6 protein-coding genes, 2 tRNA genes, 3 rRNA genes and 1 pseudogene are annotated in these 16,151 nt (G+C 61.4%); 7 read left to right on the forward strand and 5 right to left on the reverse strand.

Annotation, left to right across the window (positions count from 1 at the left end; all coding sequences use genetic code 11):
* Positions 1-295 precede the first annotated feature (295 nt).
* From ACTJK4_RS23600 to rrf, 5 genes are all read left to right on the forward strand, one after another.
* Positions 296-1,835: ribosomal RNA gene (locus ACTJK4_RS23600) — 16S ribosomal RNA — on the forward strand.
* 60 nt (positions 1,836-1,895) lie between these two features.
* A tRNA-Ile gene (locus tag ACTJK4_RS23605) sits at positions 1,896-1,972 on the forward strand.
* A gap of 36 nt (positions 1,973-2,008) precedes the next feature.
* Positions 2,009-2,084: transfer RNA gene (locus ACTJK4_RS23610), tRNA-Ala, on the forward strand.
* A 265-nt stretch (positions 2,085-2,349) separates the two neighbouring features.
* Positions 2,350-5,228 (forward strand): 23S ribosomal RNA (locus ACTJK4_RS23615).
* A 117-nt stretch (positions 5,229-5,345) separates the two neighbouring features.
* Positions 5,346-5,458 (forward strand): 5S ribosomal RNA (gene rrf, locus ACTJK4_RS23620).
* Together the 16S, 23S and 5S rRNA genes with 2 tRNA genes alongside form the textbook arrangement of a ribosomal RNA operon.
* A 176-nt stretch (positions 5,459-5,634) precedes the next feature.
* Here rrf and ACTJK4_RS23625 read toward each other — a convergent pair.
* Positions 5,635-6,825 (reverse strand): M20 aminoacylase family protein, encoded by a 1,191-nt coding sequence (locus ACTJK4_RS23625; protein WP_440819101.1) that lies wholly within the window; start codon positions 6,823-6,825, stop codon positions 5,635-5,637.
* Between the two features lie 266 nt (positions 6,826-7,091).
* Between ACTJK4_RS23625 and argE the strand changes: the two genes are divergently transcribed.
* Positions 7,092-8,288: an acetylornithine deacetylase gene (gene argE, locus ACTJK4_RS23630; RefSeq protein ID WP_440819102.1), complete on the forward strand. Its 1,197-nt coding sequence runs from the start codon at positions 7,092-7,094 to the stop codon at positions 8,286-8,288.
* 55 nt (positions 8,289-8,343) lie between these two features.
* Here argE and ACTJK4_RS23635 read toward each other — a convergent pair whose 3' ends face one another.
* The 4 genes and pseudogenes from ACTJK4_RS23635 to ptsP form a co-directional block, all read right to left on the reverse strand.
* Positions 8,344-9,501, reverse strand: coding sequence for an ABC transporter substrate-binding protein (locus ACTJK4_RS23635; protein ID WP_260802241.1), 1,158 nt, complete (start codon positions 9,499-9,501; stop codon positions 8,344-8,346).
* A gap of 147 nt (positions 9,502-9,648) precedes the next feature.
* Entirely contained in the window at positions 9,649-11,364 is a 1,716-nt protein-coding gene (locus ACTJK4_RS23640) for a PTS fructose transporter subunit IIC (RefSeq protein ID WP_440819103.1), read from the reverse strand.
* A gap of 50 nt (positions 11,365-11,414) precedes the next feature.
* Positions 11,415-12,368, reverse strand: a complete 954-nt coding sequence (pfkB, locus tag ACTJK4_RS23645) for a 1-phosphofructokinase (RefSeq protein WP_316871848.1) — start codon at positions 12,366-12,368, stop codon at positions 11,415-11,417.
* Positions 12,365-14,905 (reverse strand): annotated as a pseudogene (ptsP, locus tag ACTJK4_RS23650) (phosphoenolpyruvate--protein phosphotransferase). The gene pfkB and the pseudogene ptsP overlap by 4 nt, the downstream one beginning before the upstream one ends.
* Positions 14,906-15,120: 215 nt before the next feature.
* Here ptsP and ACTJK4_RS23655 point away from each other — a divergent pair.
* Entirely contained in the window at positions 15,121-16,116 is a 996-nt protein-coding gene (locus ACTJK4_RS23655; protein WP_440819104.1) for a LacI family DNA-binding transcriptional regulator, read from the forward strand.
* The last annotated feature ends 35 nt before the right edge of the window (positions 16,117-16,151 follow it).

Here is a 16,151-nt window from a genome sequence, read left to right on the forward strand (position 1 = left end):
GCAGCGAGTTGACGGATAAAAATTCTTCGACGAGTTGTTGACAGCGACGAAAAAGCTCTGCATAATCTCGTTTCTCTGCTGCAGACAACGCAGCGACGCGATAAACAAAGTTGATCGCGAAGTTCTTTAACAAGCAAACAGCCGATAAGTGTGGGCGCTTAATACTGGATGCGACGAACGCAAGTTCGTTAGCTTACAAGTAATGAAGTGCTCGCACAGAAGTAAGGTTTGAACGAAAGTTCAAGTCAGATTCTGAGAGTGAGCGACCGCTCGTAAAGAGCGAAAACAGCAGATTGAACTGAAGAGTTTGATCCTGGCTCAGATTGAACGCTGGCGGCATGCCTTACACATGCAAGTCGAACGGCAGCGGGGGAGAAGCTTGCTTCTCCTGCCGGCGAGTGGCGAACGGGTGAGTAATACATCGGAACGTGCCCTGTAGTGGGGGATAACTAGTCGAAAGATTAGCTAATACCGCATACGACCTGAGGGTGAAAGTGGGGGACCGCAAGGCCTCATGCTATAGGAGCGGCCGATGTCTGATTAGCTAGTTGGTGGGGTAAAGGCCCACCAAGGCGACGATCAGTAGCTGGTCTGAGAGGACGATCAGCCACACTGGGACTGAGACACGGCCCAGACTCCTACGGGAGGCAGCAGTGGGGAATTTTGGACAATGGGCGAAAGCCTGATCCAGCAATGCCGCGTGTGTGAAGAAGGCCTTCGGGTTGTAAAGCACTTTTGTCCGGAAAGAAATGGCTCTGGTTAATACCTGGGGTCGATGACGGTACCGGAAGAATAAGGACCGGCTAACTACGTGCCAGCAGCCGCGGTAATACGTAGGGTCCAAGCGTTAATCGGAATTACTGGGCGTAAAGCGTGCGCAGGCGGTTGTGCAAGACCGATGTGAAATCCCCGAGCTTAACTTGGGAATTGCATTGGTGACTGCACGGCTAGAGTGTGTCAGAGGGGGGTAGAATTCCACGTGTAGCAGTGAAATGCGTAGAGATGTGGAGGAATACCGATGGCGAAGGCAGCCCCCTGGGATAACACTGACGCTCATGCACGAAAGCGTGGGGAGCAAACAGGATTAGATACCCTGGTAGTCCACGCCCTAAACGATGTCAACTAGTTGTTGGGGATTCATTTCCTTAGTAACGTAGCTAACGCGTGAAGTTGACCGCCTGGGGAGTACGGTCGCAAGATTAAAACTCAAAGGAATTGACGGGGACCCGCACAAGCGGTGGATGATGTGGATTAATTCGATGCAACGCGAAAAACCTTACCTACCCTTGACATGCCACTAACGAAGCAGAGATGCATTAGGTGCTCGAAAGAGAAAGTGGACACAGGTGCTGCATGGCTGTCGTCAGCTCGTGTCGTGAGATGTTGGGTTAAGTCCCGCAACGAGCGCAACCCTTGTCTCTAGTTGCTACGAAAGGGCACTCTAGAGAGACTGCCGGTGACAAACCGGAGGAAGGTGGGGATGACGTCAAGTCCTCATGGCCCTTATGGGTAGGGCTTCACACGTCATACAATGGTGCATACAGAGGGTTGCCAAGCCGCGAGGTGGAGCTAATCCCAGAAAATGCATCGTAGTCCGGATCGTAGTCTGCAACTCGACTACGTGAAGCTGGAATCGCTAGTAATCGCGGATCAGCATGCCGCGGTGAATACGTTCCCGGGTCTTGTACACACCGCCCGTCACACCATGGGAGTGGGCTTTACCAGAAGTAGTTAGCCTAACCGCAAGGAGGGCGATTACCACGGTAGGGTTCATGACTGGGGTGAAGTCGTAACAAGGTAGCCGTATCGGAAGGTGCGGCTGGATCACCTCCTTTAAGAGCGTGCATCCGACGTTAGGCGTCCACACTTATCGGTTTGTTTGATGTTACAGCCAAGGGTCTGTAGCTCAGGTGGTTAGAGCACCGTCTTGATAAGGCGGGGGTCGTAGGTTCAAGTCCTACCAGACCCACCAAGTTACGGACGGTGGAAGTTGTTCTCTGCCGTGACTGGGGGATTAGCTCAGCTGGGAGAGCACCTGCTTTGCAAGCAGGGGGTCGTCGGTTCGATCCCGTCATCCTCCACCATTACCTTTTGGTTGCCAAACGCAAGCATCGACGCTGTGTCGATGGTGTTTGCGTTTGGCCTAGCCAAGACGAGCGTAAAAGTTCGGCTGTTCTTTAACAATATGGAATGTAGTAAAGGTGTCGCGGTGCGTTGATGAGACGCACAATCAAAACGCGACACTGGGTTGTGATTGTATCAACCAGTATTACCAGAGCAATCGAAAGATTGTCTTGGAATACGGCACAACGCGAGAACTCAGCCTATAGCGAGACATACTCGTTATAGGGTCAAGCGAATAAGTGCATGTGGTGGATGCCTTGGCGATTACAGGCGATGAAGGACGTAGTAGCCTGCGAAAAGCTGCGGGGAGCTGGCAAACGAGCTTTGATCCGCAGATATCCGAATGGGGAAACCCGGCCCGCATGGGTCATCTGTTACTGAATACATAGGTAACAGAAGCGAACGCAGTGAACTGAAACATCTAAGTAGCTGCAGGAACAGAAATCAACCGAGATTCCCAAAGTAGTGGCGAGCGAAATGGGATCAGCCTTGTACTCTTTAGCAGTATTGTTAGCAAAGCGGAATGGAAAGTCCGGCCATAGTGGGTGATAGCCCCGTATGCGAAAACAGTATTGTGGAACTAGGTGTACGACAAGTAGGGCGGGACACGTGAAATCCTGTCTGAAGATGGGGGGACCATCCTCCAAGGCTAAATACTCGTAATCGACCGATAGTGAACCAGTACCGTGAGGGAAAGGCGAAAAGAACCCCGGGAGGGGAGTGAAATAGATCCTGAAACCGCATGCATACAAACAGTCGGAGCCTGGAAACGGGTGACGGCGTACCTTTTGTATAATGGGTCAGCGACTTACATTCAGTGGCAAGCTTAACCGATTAGGGAAGGCGTAGCGAAAGCGAGTCCGAATAGGGCGTTCAGTCGCTGGGTGTAGACCCGAAACCAAGTGATCTATCCATGGCCAGGTTGAAGGTGCGGTAACACGTACTGGAGGACCGAACCCACTAACGTTGAAAAGTTAGGGGATGAGCTGTGGATAGGGGTGAAAGGCTAAACAAACTTGGAAATAGCTGGTTCTCTCCGAAAACTATTTAGGTAGTGCCTCGTGTCTCACCTTCGGGGGTAGAGCACTGTCATGGTTGGGGGGTCTATTGCTGATTACCCCGCCATAGCAAACTCCGAATACCGAAGAGTGCAATCACGGGAGACAGACATCGGGTGCTAACGTCCGGTGTCAAGAGGGAAACAACCCAGACCGCCAGCTAAGGTCCCTAAATATTGCTAAGTGGGAAACGAAGTGGGAAGGCTAAAACAGTCAGGAGGTTGGCTTAGAAGCAGCCACCCTTTAAAGAAAGCGTAATAGCTCACTGATCGAGTCGTCCTGCGCGGAAGATGTAACGGGGCTAAGCAATATACCGAAGCTGCGGATGCACGTAAGTGCATGGTAGGAGAGCGTTCTGTAAGCCTGTGAAGGTGTCTTGTAAAGGATGCTGGAGGTATCAGAAGTGCGAATGCTGACATGAGTAGCGATAAAGGGGGTGAAAGGCCCCCTCGCCGTAAGCCCAAGGTTTCCTACGCAACGTTCATCGGCGTAGGGTGAGTCGGCCCCTAAGGCGAGGCAGAGATGCGTAGCTGATGGGAAGCAGGTTAATATTCCTGCACCGTCGTATGATGCGATGGGGGGACGGATCGCGGAAGGTTGTCCGGGTGTTGGATGTCCCGGTCCCTGCATTGGAGATGGCACTTAGGCAAATCCGGGTGCGTGATTCAAGGGTGTGGGGCGAGCGACTTTAGGTCGCGAAGCAATTGGAAGTGGTTCCAAGAAAAGCCTCTAAGCTTCAGTCATACGAGACCGTACCGCAAACCGACACAGGTGGGCGAGATGAGTATTCTAAGGCGCTTGAGAGAACTCGGGAGAAGGAACTCGGCAAATTGGTACCGTAACTTCGGGATAAGGTACGCCCTTGTAGTTTGACTAGCTCGCGCTAGAAGGACGAAGGGGTTGCAATAAAATGGTGGCTGCGACTGTTTAATAAAAACACAGCACTCTGCAAACACGAAAGTGGACGTATAGGGTGTGACGCCTGCCCGGTGCCGGAAGATTAAATGATGGGGTGCAAGCTCTTGATTGAAGTCCCGGTAAACGGCGGCCGTAACTATAACGGTCCTAAGGTAGCGAAATTCCTTGTCGGGTAAGTTCCGACCTGCACGAATGGCGTAACGATGGCCACACTGTCTCCTCCCGAGACTCAGCGAAGTTGAAGTGTTTGTGATGATGCAATCTCCCCGCGGCTAGACGGAAAGACCCCATGAACCTTTACTGTAGCTTTGCATTGGACTTTGAACCGATCTGTGTAGGATAGGTGGGAGGCTTTGAAACCGGGACGCTAGTTTCGGTGGAGCCGTCCTTGAAATACCACCCTGGTTTGTTTGAGGTTCTAACCTTGGCCCGTGAATCCGGGTCGGGGACAGTGCATGGTAGGCAGTTTGACTGGGGCGGTCTCCTCCCAAAGTGTAACGGAGGAGTTCGAAGGTACGCTTGGTACGGTCGGACATCGTACCTAAAGTGCAATGGCAAAAGCGTGCTTAACTGCGAGACCGACAAGTCGAGCAGGTGCGAAAGCAGGACATAGTGATCCGGTGGTTCTGTATGGAAGGGCCATCGCTCAACGGATAAAAGGTACTCTGGGGATAACAGGCTGATACCGCCCAAGAGTTCATATCGACGGCGGTGTTTGGCACCTCGATGTCGGCTCATCTCATCCTGGGGCTGTAGCCGGTCCCAAGGGTATGGCTGTTCGCCATTTAAAGAGGTACGTGAGCTGGGTTTAAAACGTCGTGAGACAGTTTGGTCCCTATCTGCCGTGGGCGTTGGAATCTTGACGGGGGCTGCTCCTAGTACGAGAGGACCGGAGTGGACGTACCGCTGGTGTACCTGTTGTCTCGCCAGAGGCATCGCAGGGTAGCTATGTACGGAAGAGATAACCGCTGAAAGCATCTAAGCGGGAAACTTGCCTGAAGATGAGGATTCCCTGGAGACTTGATCTCCCTGAAGGGTCGTTCGAGACCAGGACGTTGATAGGCTGGGTGTGGAAGCGCAGTAATGCGTTCAGCTAACCAGTACTAATTGCCCGTGCGGCTTGATCCTATAACCGGTATGTTTCCGGCTGGGTCTGCCTTGTGCCTGATACTCACACATCACAACCCCAAATCTACATTCCCATATTGGTCGCGTTGACCTCGTCAACGTGGCAACAAGTCATAGCCTGGTGACCATAGCGAGTCGGTACCACCCCTTCCCATCCCGAACAGGACCGTGAAACGACTCCGCGCCGATGATAGTGCGGATTCCCGTGTGAAAGTAGGTCATCGCCAGGCTCTCCCTTCAACACCCCAGCTCCCTTCAAAGAGCTGGGGTGTTTGTCTTTGCGCGAACGGATCGCACCCGGCTTGCTGCATCGATCTGCCAACTACTTCCCGGCAACAACCCCCTCCCTCACGCAAAAACAAAAGGCCTCCCAACGGAGGCCTCTATGTGCTCGCGAACGGGCTGACTAGTTTCGTGCCAAGAATTTCTCGACTAGGCGAACCCAATATGTCGCACCGAGCGGCAGCAACTCGTCATTGAAGTCGTAGCTTGGGTTGTGCAGCATGCACGGGCCCAGGCCATGCCCTTGTTCCCGGTGGTCGCCGTCGCCGTTGCCGATGAAGGCGAAGCAGCCAGGCTTCTCGATCAGCATGAACGAAAAGTCTTCGGCGCCCATGGTCGGGTCGATACTCGCTTCCACGTTATCTGCGCCGACGAGCTCTCGCATGACTGCCGCCGCGAACTGCGTTTCCTTTTCCGTGTTCACAGTCGGCGGATAGTTGCGGTGGAAGACGAAGTCGATCGTGCAATCGTATGCGGCGGCGATGCCCCTTGAAACTTCTTCCATGCGGCGCTCGATCAAGTCGAGGACTTCGGTGGAGAAGGTGCGTACCGTGCCGCCAATCCAGGCTTCGTTGGGGATGATGTTGGTCGCATCGCCGGCATGGAACTGTGTGACGGAGAGGACTGCGGTGTCGATCGGGCGCTTGTTGCGTGTGATGATGCCTTGCAGTGCCGATACCACCTGAGCGCCGACAAACACTGGATCGTTGCCGTTGTGCGGCAGCGCGGCGTGCGCACCTTTTCCCTTGATCGTGATGCGGAACTCGTTGCTCGATGCCATTAGCGCCCCGGCGCGCGTCCCGAATGCGCCGACCGGTACGCCCGGCCAGTTGTGCAAGCCGAAGACGGCATCGCACGGAAAGCGATCGAATAGGCCGTCCTTGATCATCTCGCGTGCGCCGCCACCGCCTTCTTCGGCGGGCTGGAAGATCAGGTTCACGGTTCCGCTGAAATTGCGGTGCTTGGACAGGTAATGCGCAGCGCCGAGCAGCATCGCCGTGTGGCCGTCGTGGCCGCATGCGTGCATCTTGCCGTCGTGTTTGGAGCGATGCTCAAACTGGTTGGCCTCCGCGAGCGGTAGTGCGTCCATATCAGCGCGCAGGCCGATGCTCTTGCCCTCACCGTTGCGGATAACGCCGACGAGGCCGGTCTTGCCCAGGCCTCGATGCACTTCGATGCCCCATTCGGCGAGTTTCGCGGCGACCAGATCGGAGGTGCGCTGTTCTTCGAAGCAGAGTTCGGGGTGCGCGTGGATATCGCGTCGCAGCGCCTGGATCTCGGACTGCGCGGCTTGAATTTCTGGGATCAGCTTCATGAGACGCTCGTGTTCTGGCTGAAGGTTCGGAATCACGTTCGATCATACGCCGAAGGGCGATTTCCGACCGGCTATCCGCCAATTGCTTGATCCGTCCATGCAGTCTCGTATGGATTCTTCACGCGATGGCTTGTGCGCCGCCATCTGCGGCCAAAGCCCAGCGCACCCGAAACGCCTACACTGGAGGCTCGCCAATTGGCCGCGCGCCGCCCTTTGCGCTTCCCGCCGGGGCTGGCCGAGCGCTACGTGAACGACACGAACCCATCATGTCTGCCGACCCCATTGCTACTGCATCGCAACCTTCCGACGAAGTTCTGCAATTGATTCGCACCCTGGTGGCGTTCGATACGGTCAGCCGCAATTCCAATCTTGGCCTGATCGAATGGGTGCGCGATCGCTTGCGAGCGCAGGGTGCGGACTGTCGACTGACATATGACGCAGCGGGCGGCAAGGCGAACCTGTTTGCGACGCTGTCGCCAGGCCGCAAGCCGGGGCTGGTGCTGTCAGGGCATACCGATGTGGTACCCGTCGACGGCCAGTCTTGGGAGTCGAACCCATTCGAAGCGCAGATCCGCGATGGTCGCCTGTACGGGCGCGGCACGGCCGACATGAAGAGCTTCATTGCCGTGGCACTAGCGAATGTGCCCGCGTTCATGGCGGCGGAGGGCGATGCCAGCTTTCATCTTTCGCTGTCGTACGACGAAGAGATCGGCTGCGTGGGCGTGCGCAGCCTGCTGCGTGATCTGGAGGCCAACGGCATTCAGCCCGCAGGCTGTATCGTCGGCGAACCCACGTCGATGCGCGCCATCATTGCGCACAAGGGCAAGCGCGAATACCGATGCTGCGTGCGCGGGAAGGAAGCCCATTCCGCGTTGACGCCGCAGGGGGTGAATGCGATCGAGTTTGCTGCGCTGCTGATCGCGCATATTCGCTCGCTGGCCGTACGTCTGGCGGCGGAAGAGGCGCGCGATGCCGCCTTTGTCGTGCCGCACACCACGTTGAACACGGGTACGATCAAGGGCGGCATTGCCACCAACGTGGTGCCCCGCGATTGCGAATTCACCTTTGACTTCCGCTATCTCCCAGGCACCGATCCGGATTGGCTTTTCGGCGAGGTCGAGCGCTATGCGCAGCAGATGTTGCTGCCTCAAATGCAAGAGATTTCTGCCGATGCCGACATCAGCTTCGCCATGAAAGCCAACACGCCGGGCCTGTCGATTGCCCCGTCGCATGAGCTGGTGACACTCGCGCAAGCGTTGGCCGATAGCCGGGGCACGGTCGGCAAGGTCGACTATGGGACGGAAGCGGGACTGTTCGCGCGCGAGGGCATCCCGACTGTGGTGTGCGGTCCGGGCAATATCGAGCAGGCGCATAAGCCTAACGAGTACATCGAGCTTGCGCAGATTGCGCAGTGCGAAGCGTTCATGCGGCGGCTCGCGCAGCGGCACATGCAGCCGGCTTGAGCGCAAAAAGAAACCGGGCACGTGGCCCGGTTTTTTTCTGATGAGTAATGCGCGTTCAGCGGATCACTTGGCCGTTCGAGTTGATGATGGTCATCTCGACAAACTTGGAGCCTACGTGGTTGGCGGGCGAGAAGTTCACGTTGAAGCCGCCAACGTCGTAGTTGCCCATCGACTCCAGCGCGCCGATGAACTTCTCGCGTGTCAGGTCACGGCCGGCACGCTTGAGGCCTTCAACAAAGACGCGCGCCGCGACGTAGCCTTCGATGCTTCCGTAGTCGAAATCGGTAATGCCATCGGATTTGAGCAGCTTCTGGTAATCGCGCACCACGGGCGATGCACCGCTATACGGATACGGCATCACCTGCGAGATGATCACGCCGCCGCCAGCCTTGCCGAGTGCGTTGGCGAGTGCCTTGGTGCCCACAAACGAGACGTTATAGAACTGGCCTGCGTAGCCCTGATCTTGTGCGCCCTTCACCAGGGCTGCCACGGTTTGGTACGCACTGATGACAACAACGGCATCCGGCTTCTGCGCGAGCACGGTCGAGATCGCGCCCTTCACGTCGGTGGTGTTACGGACGACGCTGGCTTGCGCGACGAGCGTCACCCCCTGGTTTGCCGGCAGCTTGAGCGCGCGTTGTACACCGTCGAGGCCCGCCTTGCCGTAGGCGTCGTCGTTATAGACCACGGCAATGCGCTTCAGCCCCGTGGTGTGAATCTGCTGGACGATGGCGGCGGTTTCATCGTTGTAGCTGGCGCGCACGTGGAACACATTACGCGCGAAGGGCTCGCGCAGCGCTGCGGCGCCCGAGTACGGCGCAAAGAACGGCACGCCTGCAGGGTTGGCGATCTTCAGCGCTGCCAGGCTCGTGGGTGTACCGACATAGCCGAACAAGGCGAAGACCTTGGTGTCTTCGATGAGAGTCTTGGTGTTGCGGGCAGCGGCATCGGGCTCGTAGAAATCATCGAGCACTTTCAGCTCGATCTTGCGTCCGTTGACGCCACCTGCCGCGTTGACGGCATTGAAGTACAACTGGGCGCCGCGGTTCATCTGCTGGCCGAGCTGTGCCGCCGGTCCGCTCATGGGCGCCGATTGGCCGACGATGATCGCGTCGTTGGTCACGCCCGTCTCGGCGCTCGCGCCGCTTGACGCCATGCCGATGATGCCCGCTGCGAACATCGCCATCAGCCCGGTGATTTTGCGAGATTGCATTGCTCTCCCCCGAGAGTTGATTTGCCGGCATCATAGCTAAACGGGCTGGGGAGGCAAACAGAATCGGGCGGGCAACGTCGCTTTTGAGCGTTTTTGAGACAAAGAAGCCGCGCGATGTGCACGGCGTCCTTCACACGGGGCGCCGTTTCAGGCGGCTTCAGTCACCCGGCGCTTCATCACAGCAAGCAGCACGGCGGTAACAACGGTGCCGGCCACCAACGCCACCACATAGCCGCCCAGATGCGTCACCGCGTTCGGGATCGGCAGCACAAATGCCCCGCCGTGCGGCACGCGCAATTCCACCCCGAACAGCATCGATAGGGCACCCGCGCATGCGGATCCCACCACGAGCGCAGGAATCACGCGGAATGGGTCTCGGGCCGCATAAGGGATCGCCCCCTCGCTGATGAAGGCGAGGCCGAGCACGGCCGTGGCCCTTGCCGCTTGGCGCTCGTCTCGCGTGAAGCGCGACGGGAAAAGCCATGCTGCAAGTGCAATGCCCAGCGGCGGCGTCATGCCCGCGGCCATGGTGGCCGCCATCGGCGTGTAGACCTGTGCGTCGATCAGCCCGGTGCTGAAGGCATACGCCGCCTTGTTGATGGGGCCGCCCATGTCAAAGGCCATCATGCCGCCCAGCAGTGCGCCCAGCGGTACCGCGTTGGCGCCTTGCATGCCGCGCAGCCAAGTTGTAAGGGAGGCGAGCAACGCGGCAACCGGCGCGCCGACCACATACAGCATCACCAGGCCCGTCAGCAGGCAGCCGAGCACCGGCAGGATCAGCACCGGCTTCAGCCCTTCCAGGTTGCGCGGCAACTTCAGCCAACGGTTGAGCGCCTCGGTGCCATAGCCTGCAACGAACCCGGCGACGATGCCGCCGAGGAATCCTGCCCCTAGGCTGGCGGCCAGCATGCCGCCGACCATACCGGGGGCAATACCCGGCCGGCTGGCGATCGAATAGGCGATGTATCCGGCGAGCACCGGCACCATCAACGCAAAGGCCGACTTGGCACCGATCTGGAACAGCACGCCGCCCAGCGTGTGGCTGGCCGACGGGTCCGTCACGTAGATGCCGCCCAGGGCAAACGCCAGTGCAATCAGGATGCCCCCCGCCACCACGAAGGGCAGCATGAACGACACGCCGGTCATCAGGTGTTTGTACGGGCCGGTGCGCTGCTGTTCCGCAGCGCCGGCTGCGGTGCCTCCCGATTGCGCCGTTCCGCCGCCTTCCACGGACGCCTCATCGAAGGCGCGGCGGATCAGCGCTTGCCCATCGTGAATGGCGGCCTTGGTGCCCGCGCGGAAGACGCGCTTGCCGGCAAAGCGAGACAGGTCCACCTGCGTGTCGGCGGCGATCAACACGAGATCCGCACGCGCGATGGCATCGGCCGACAGCGTGTTCTGTGCGCCCACCGAGCCCTGCGTTTCCACGTGAATCGTGTGACCGAGCGCGGCGGCGGCCTGCGTGAGCGCCTCGGCAGCCATGAAGGTGTGGGCGATGCCGGTTGGGCACGATGTGATGGCGACGATGCGTTGCGCTTGCGTGCCGGCTTTCGGTGCGGGCGGGGCGTTGTGCATCATGCGGGCCAGCACGGCCCGGGCGTCCGCCAGCACTTCATCGAGCGTGACTTCAAGCGTGCGCGGATTGGCGTGGCGAGCCGCCGCGTCGGGCGAGAGGCCTGCCCAGACGACGGCATCGGCGGTGGCCAGCACAGCAGTGTCGACCACCGAGGCGGTGTCGGGGCCGCGCACGTCCACGTCGAGCTTGCAGCCCGATTCGCGCGCCGCATGGCGCAGGGCCGCACCGGCGAGCATCGCACGGGTGGTGCGGCCATCCGCACCGAGAATTGCCAGCAGGTTTGCCATGATCGGCTCCTTGAATGCGTTGAGCGTGTGGCGATGCAATGGTCGCGGCGTCAGGCCACGCGCTGCATCTGGACGGCGGCCGCGCGTTCGCGTACCTGCCCCGGGGGCGGAAGGTGCGGGCCCAGGCGCTGCAACTTGCATGCGGCAAAGGCAACCGAAAGGCGCACAGTCTCTTCCATGCCGGCACCGGCATGCCAGCCGGCCAGCACGCCGGCCACCATGGCGTCACCCGCACCGACAGTGCTGGCGGCGCGTACCGGCGGCAGGCTGGCCTGCCATGTGCCTTGCGCTGTGACGAACAGCGCGCCGTCCTCGCCCAGCGATACGATGACTTGCGCCACGCCACGCGCATGGATGGCGCGCGCCACGTCCACCGTTTCAGCCAGCGTGGGCAGCGACGTACCCGCCCACAGTTCCAGTTCGTGCCGGTTTGGCTTGATTGCCGTCGGCAGGGACTCGCGCGGGGCCGCCAGCACCTGTGTGAGCGGTGCGCCGCTGGTGTCCAGCAACGTGGGTATGCCGCGGCGGTTCAGCCGCGCCAGCAATCTCACGTAGGTATCGGGCTGCAAGCCCCCGGCCAGGCTGCCGCACAGCGCCGCGCCCGCAATGTCGGCGAACGCGTCAATGCGGTCGCACAGCGCGTCGAACTCGGCAGACGTGGCGTCAATGCCTGGCAGATTGATGTCGGTGGTCTGTCCGTCTGCCTGGTCGCTGATCTTGATGTTGGTGCGATTGGTGCCGGGCACGCGGCAGAAGCCGTCGAGCACGCCCTTGCGCGCAAACAGCGCCTCGAACAGCTCGGCGTTGGCGTCGCCCAGGAGGCCCGTGGCGATTACCGGCACCTGCCAATCGGCCAGGCAGGCCGCCACGTTGACGCCCTTGCCGCCGGCCTGTTGCGTGACGCTGCGGCCGATGTTGACGCGCCCGCGTTCGAGGCGCTCCAGCCCGATGGTCATGTCGATGGCCGGATTGAGCGTGATGGTGACGATGCGCGCGTCGCTCATGCCGCCATCTCCTTGCCCGGTACCAGGATCGTCAAGGTCGCTTCAAGGTCGCGCACGTCCTGGGCGCACGCGCAGGCCAACGCGCGCTCCGCGAGTTGTGACAGCGTGCCGGCATGTGCCTCGCGCAACCGCGCCTTGACCGGCGCGATATCGCGCGGGCTCATCGACAGTTCATGCACGCCAAGCCCCGTGAGCAGCAGCGCGCCGAACGGGTCTCCCGCCAAGCCGCCACATACGCCTACCCAGCGCCCGTGGCGTGCGGCGCCTTGCACGGTCTGCTGGATCAGACGGAGCACCGTCGGGTGCAGGCTGTCGGCCTCGGCGGCGAGGTCGGGATGCTGGCGGTCGATCGCCAGCGTGTATTGCGTCAGGTCGTTCGTGCCGATGGAAAAGAAGTCGACATGCTCGGCCAGGCGATCGGCCAGTAGCGCGGCGGCCGGCACCTCCACCATGATGCCCAGCGGCACCGCCGGCGCGTCCAGTTCAGCGCGGATGCGCTCGCACGCGGTGCGCAGGGCGATCACTTCCTCCAAGGCGGTGATCATCGGGAACATGATCGACAACGCGCCGCCCTTGCCGACATCGCGGGCGGCGCGATAGAGCGCTCGCAGTTGCGGCTCCATGAGGTCGGGCCGGCGCAGCAGCAGGCGCGCACCGCGCACACCGAGGAAGGGGTTGTCTTCTGTCGGCAGGTTCAGATGCGGGACCTGCTTGTCGCCGCCGATATCCAGGGTGCGCACGATCAGCGGGCGGCCGCCGAGGCTTTTCAGCATGTCGGCGTAGACGGCATATTGCGTGTCTTCGTCCGGCGTGTGGTCGCGTTCGAGGAACAGGAATTCGGTGCGCATCAGGCCAACGCCTTCCGCGCCGAGCGTGATGGCTTCGACCGCCTGCGCGGGCAGGTTGACGTTGGCGGCGATCTCCACCGTGTGGCCGTCACGTGTGCGGGCGGGCAAGCCGCGTTCTGCCTGCTCACGCTGAGCGCGGCTGGCGTCTTCCTGCAGCCATGCCCGGGCGCTGGCGATGCTGGCAGCGTCCGGATCAAGCACCAGACGGCCGCCCGTGCCGTCGATGATGGCCTGTGTGCCCGTCGCCACATCGAGCACCGCGGGGCCGGCGGCCACGACGGCCGGGATGCCCAGCGTGCGCGTCAGGATGGCCGTGTGCGAGGTCGGACCGCCTTGCGCCGTGACGATGCCGATGATGCGTCGCGTATCGAGTGCCGCCGTATCCGAAGGCGACAGATCTGCCGCAACCAGGATGCAGGGCGTGTCCGGCAGTGTCTGCGCGGCACTGCGCAGCGACGGATCGATATGGCCGAGCACCCGCCGCCCCACGTCGCGCAAGTCGGCCGCGCGCGCGGCCAGCAGCGGATTGCCAAGCGCCCCCAGCCGCTCGGCCAGGCGTTCGACGGCCTGATGCCAGGACCACGCCACGCCGTGGCCCTCGACCATCGCCTGGCACGTCAGCGTCATGAGATCGGTGTCGCCCAGCAGTTCGGCCTGGGCCTTGAAGATGCCCGCTTCGGCTTCGCCCAGGCGGGCGGCGGTGTCGCGTGCCAGGGCGTCCAGCTCGGCGCGCGTGCTGGCCAGCGCCTGGTCCAGCATGTCGCCGCCGGTGGTCAGCGCGACCGGGTGATCGGGCACGGTTGACGCACCGTGCTGCAACACATGGATGGGGCCGATCGCCAAGCCGGGGCTCGCCGCAATGCCGCCGATGGCCGGCAACGCCGCGTCGGCTTGCCACCCGTGCGCGGTCTGGCGCGTGCGCGCTGCTTGCGTGTCGCGTGCGGCCTGCGCGCGTTCCTGCGCCGTCAGGCCTCGGATGGTCTGCATCAGGGCGTCGAGCGCGGCGCCGGCGTCGGGGCCTTCCGCAGAGAGCGTGAGCTTGGCGCCCGCCGCAAGCCCCAATTGCAGCAACGCCACCAGGTTCTTTGCGTCGGCGGTTTCATTGCCATGGCGCACTTGCACGCGCGCGGCAAAGCGGCGGGCGGCTTCCACCCACTGCGCGGCCGGACGGGCGTGCAGGCCGCTCGGGTATTCCAGCGTCAAGGTGCGCTGCTCGGCGAGGTCGGCGCCGGGCGTGCTGGCGGCGGGCGCGGGTGCGTCGCTCGAGAGCGCGGCGACAAGCTCTTCGGCGTTCTGCGTGGTGAAGAGCTGCCGCAGGCGTGCGTCGTCATTCAGTAGCCGTGTCAGCCGGCGCAGCAAAGTGATGTGCTCGTCCTACTGCGCGGCGATGGCAAACACCAGGTGCGTCGTCTGCCCCGGGTGCCACTCCAGCCCGTCGGGAAATTGCAGCACCGCAATGCCCGTCTGGCGGATCAGGTGACGGTCCTCGCCCATGCCGTGCGGAATGGCGACGCCATGGCCGAGAAACGTGTTGGCCACGGTCTCGCGGCGTAGAAGGCTGTCGATATAGGCCGGGTCGATGCAGCCTGCGTCGGCCAGCAATTGGCCGGCGGCGCGGATAGCGCTTTCCTTGTCGGTGGCGCGTTGCTGCAGACGTATGCGTTCGGCGCAGATCAGGGCGGAAGCCATGCGGCGGGGTCTCCTGCGGCTGCCGCGCTCCAAGGCCCGGCATGGTGTCGTCGATGATCGCGAATTGAAATCGATTACAGTTGGAGTGTCAATGTGCGGCGCGACACAAAGTGACGTATCTTCCGGTATTTACGGGGTTTTCCCTAGGGTGGTCAGGCTTTAGTGACGAGGCTGCCCTTCGCTATGATGGCGCTTTCTTTGGAAACGATTTCAGCATGACGGTTCGAATCAAAGACGTGGCGGCGGCAGCGGGCGTGTCGGTGGCAACGGTGTCACGCGCGCTCGCCGGCGGCCCCGTGAGCGCAGAACTGCGCCGACGCGTCGATGCGGCGGTGGCGGCGTCCGGGTATCGGCCGAACCTGTCGGCACGGCGGCTGCGCTCACAGCAGGCGCAGACCGTCGGGCTGATCGTCTCCGACATCCGCAACCCGTTCTTCACCAGCGTCAGCCGGGCGGTGGAAGACGCGGCCTACGCCGCCGGCCTGCGCGTCATCCTGTGCAATTCCGACGAAGACCCTGAGAAGGAGGCGATGTACCTGCGCTTGATGGAAGAGGAGCGCGTGACCGGTGTGATCCTCTCGCCGACGCGCGCCATTGCTGAAGCGCAGCAACCGGTGCACCTTGGCTACCCGGTCGTGCTGATCGACCGAGCGGGCCCGACCTGTGGGACCGATGCCGTGGTGCTCGACAACCAGCAGGCCGCGCAAGCATTGGCTGAGCACCTCGCCACGCAGGGTTATCGGCGCATCGGCGGCCTGTTCGGGCGGACCAGCAGCACGGGCGCTGAGCGTCAGGCCGGATTCGCGACGGCGTTGGCACGTCACGGCATTGCCGCCGAGGCACGTTTCATCCTGCCGACCGCCGAGGCCGCAGAGGCCGAGACGCTGGCATGGCTGTCCGGTACGGAACGTGATCGCCCCGACGCGCTCGTCGCGAGTAACGCGCAATCGCTGCTGGGCGTGCTGCGTGCGTTGCGCAAGCTCTCGCTGGATGTGCCGCGCGACATCGCCGTGGCGGGCTTTGACAATGAGCCTTGGACGGAACTCGCCGGCCCGGGCATCACCGTGATCGAACAGCCGGTCTATGACATCGGCCGCATGGCGATGGCAATGCTGCAGGATCGCCTCGCACAGCCCGCCCTGCCGACGCGTCGCGTGTTGCTCACGGGGCGGCTTGTCATGCGCGGCTCCACGCCGCTGCGAAGCCACTAGCGGGCGATTACAATTTCCGGATGCCCGCGGCGGTG

The organism is Ralstonia sp. 22111 (genome assembly GCF_052045895.1).
Taxonomy (GTDB): Bacteria; Pseudomonadota; Gammaproteobacteria; order Burkholderiales; family Burkholderiaceae; genus Ralstonia; species Ralstonia wenshanensis.

What these genes read in the sequence shown, in the direction of transcription:
- argE (WP_440819102.1), top strand. Translation starts at nt 7,092, where the DNA reads ATGTCTGCCGACCCCATTGCTACTGCATCGCAACCTTCCGACGAAGTT.
- ACTJK4_RS23635 (WP_260802241.1), bottom strand. Translation starts at nt 9,501, where the DNA reads ATGCAATCTCGCAAAATCACCGGGCTGATGGCGATGTTCGCAGCGGGC.
- ACTJK4_RS23655 (WP_440819104.1), top strand. Translation starts at nt 15,121, where the DNA reads ATGACGGTTCGAATCAAAGACGTGGCGGCGGCAGCGGGCGTGTCGGTG.
- ACTJK4_RS23625 (WP_440819101.1), bottom strand. Translation starts at nt 6,825, where the DNA reads ATGAAGCTGATCCCAGAAATTCAAGCCGCGCAGTCCGAGATCCAGGCG.
- pfkB (WP_316871848.1), bottom strand. Translation starts at nt 12,368, where the DNA reads ATGAGCGACGCGCGCATCGTCACCATCACGCTCAATCCGGCCATCGAC.
- ACTJK4_RS23640 (WP_440819103.1), bottom strand. Translation starts at nt 11,364, where the DNA reads ATGGCAAACCTGCTGGCAATTCTCGGTGCGGATGGCCGCACCACCCGT.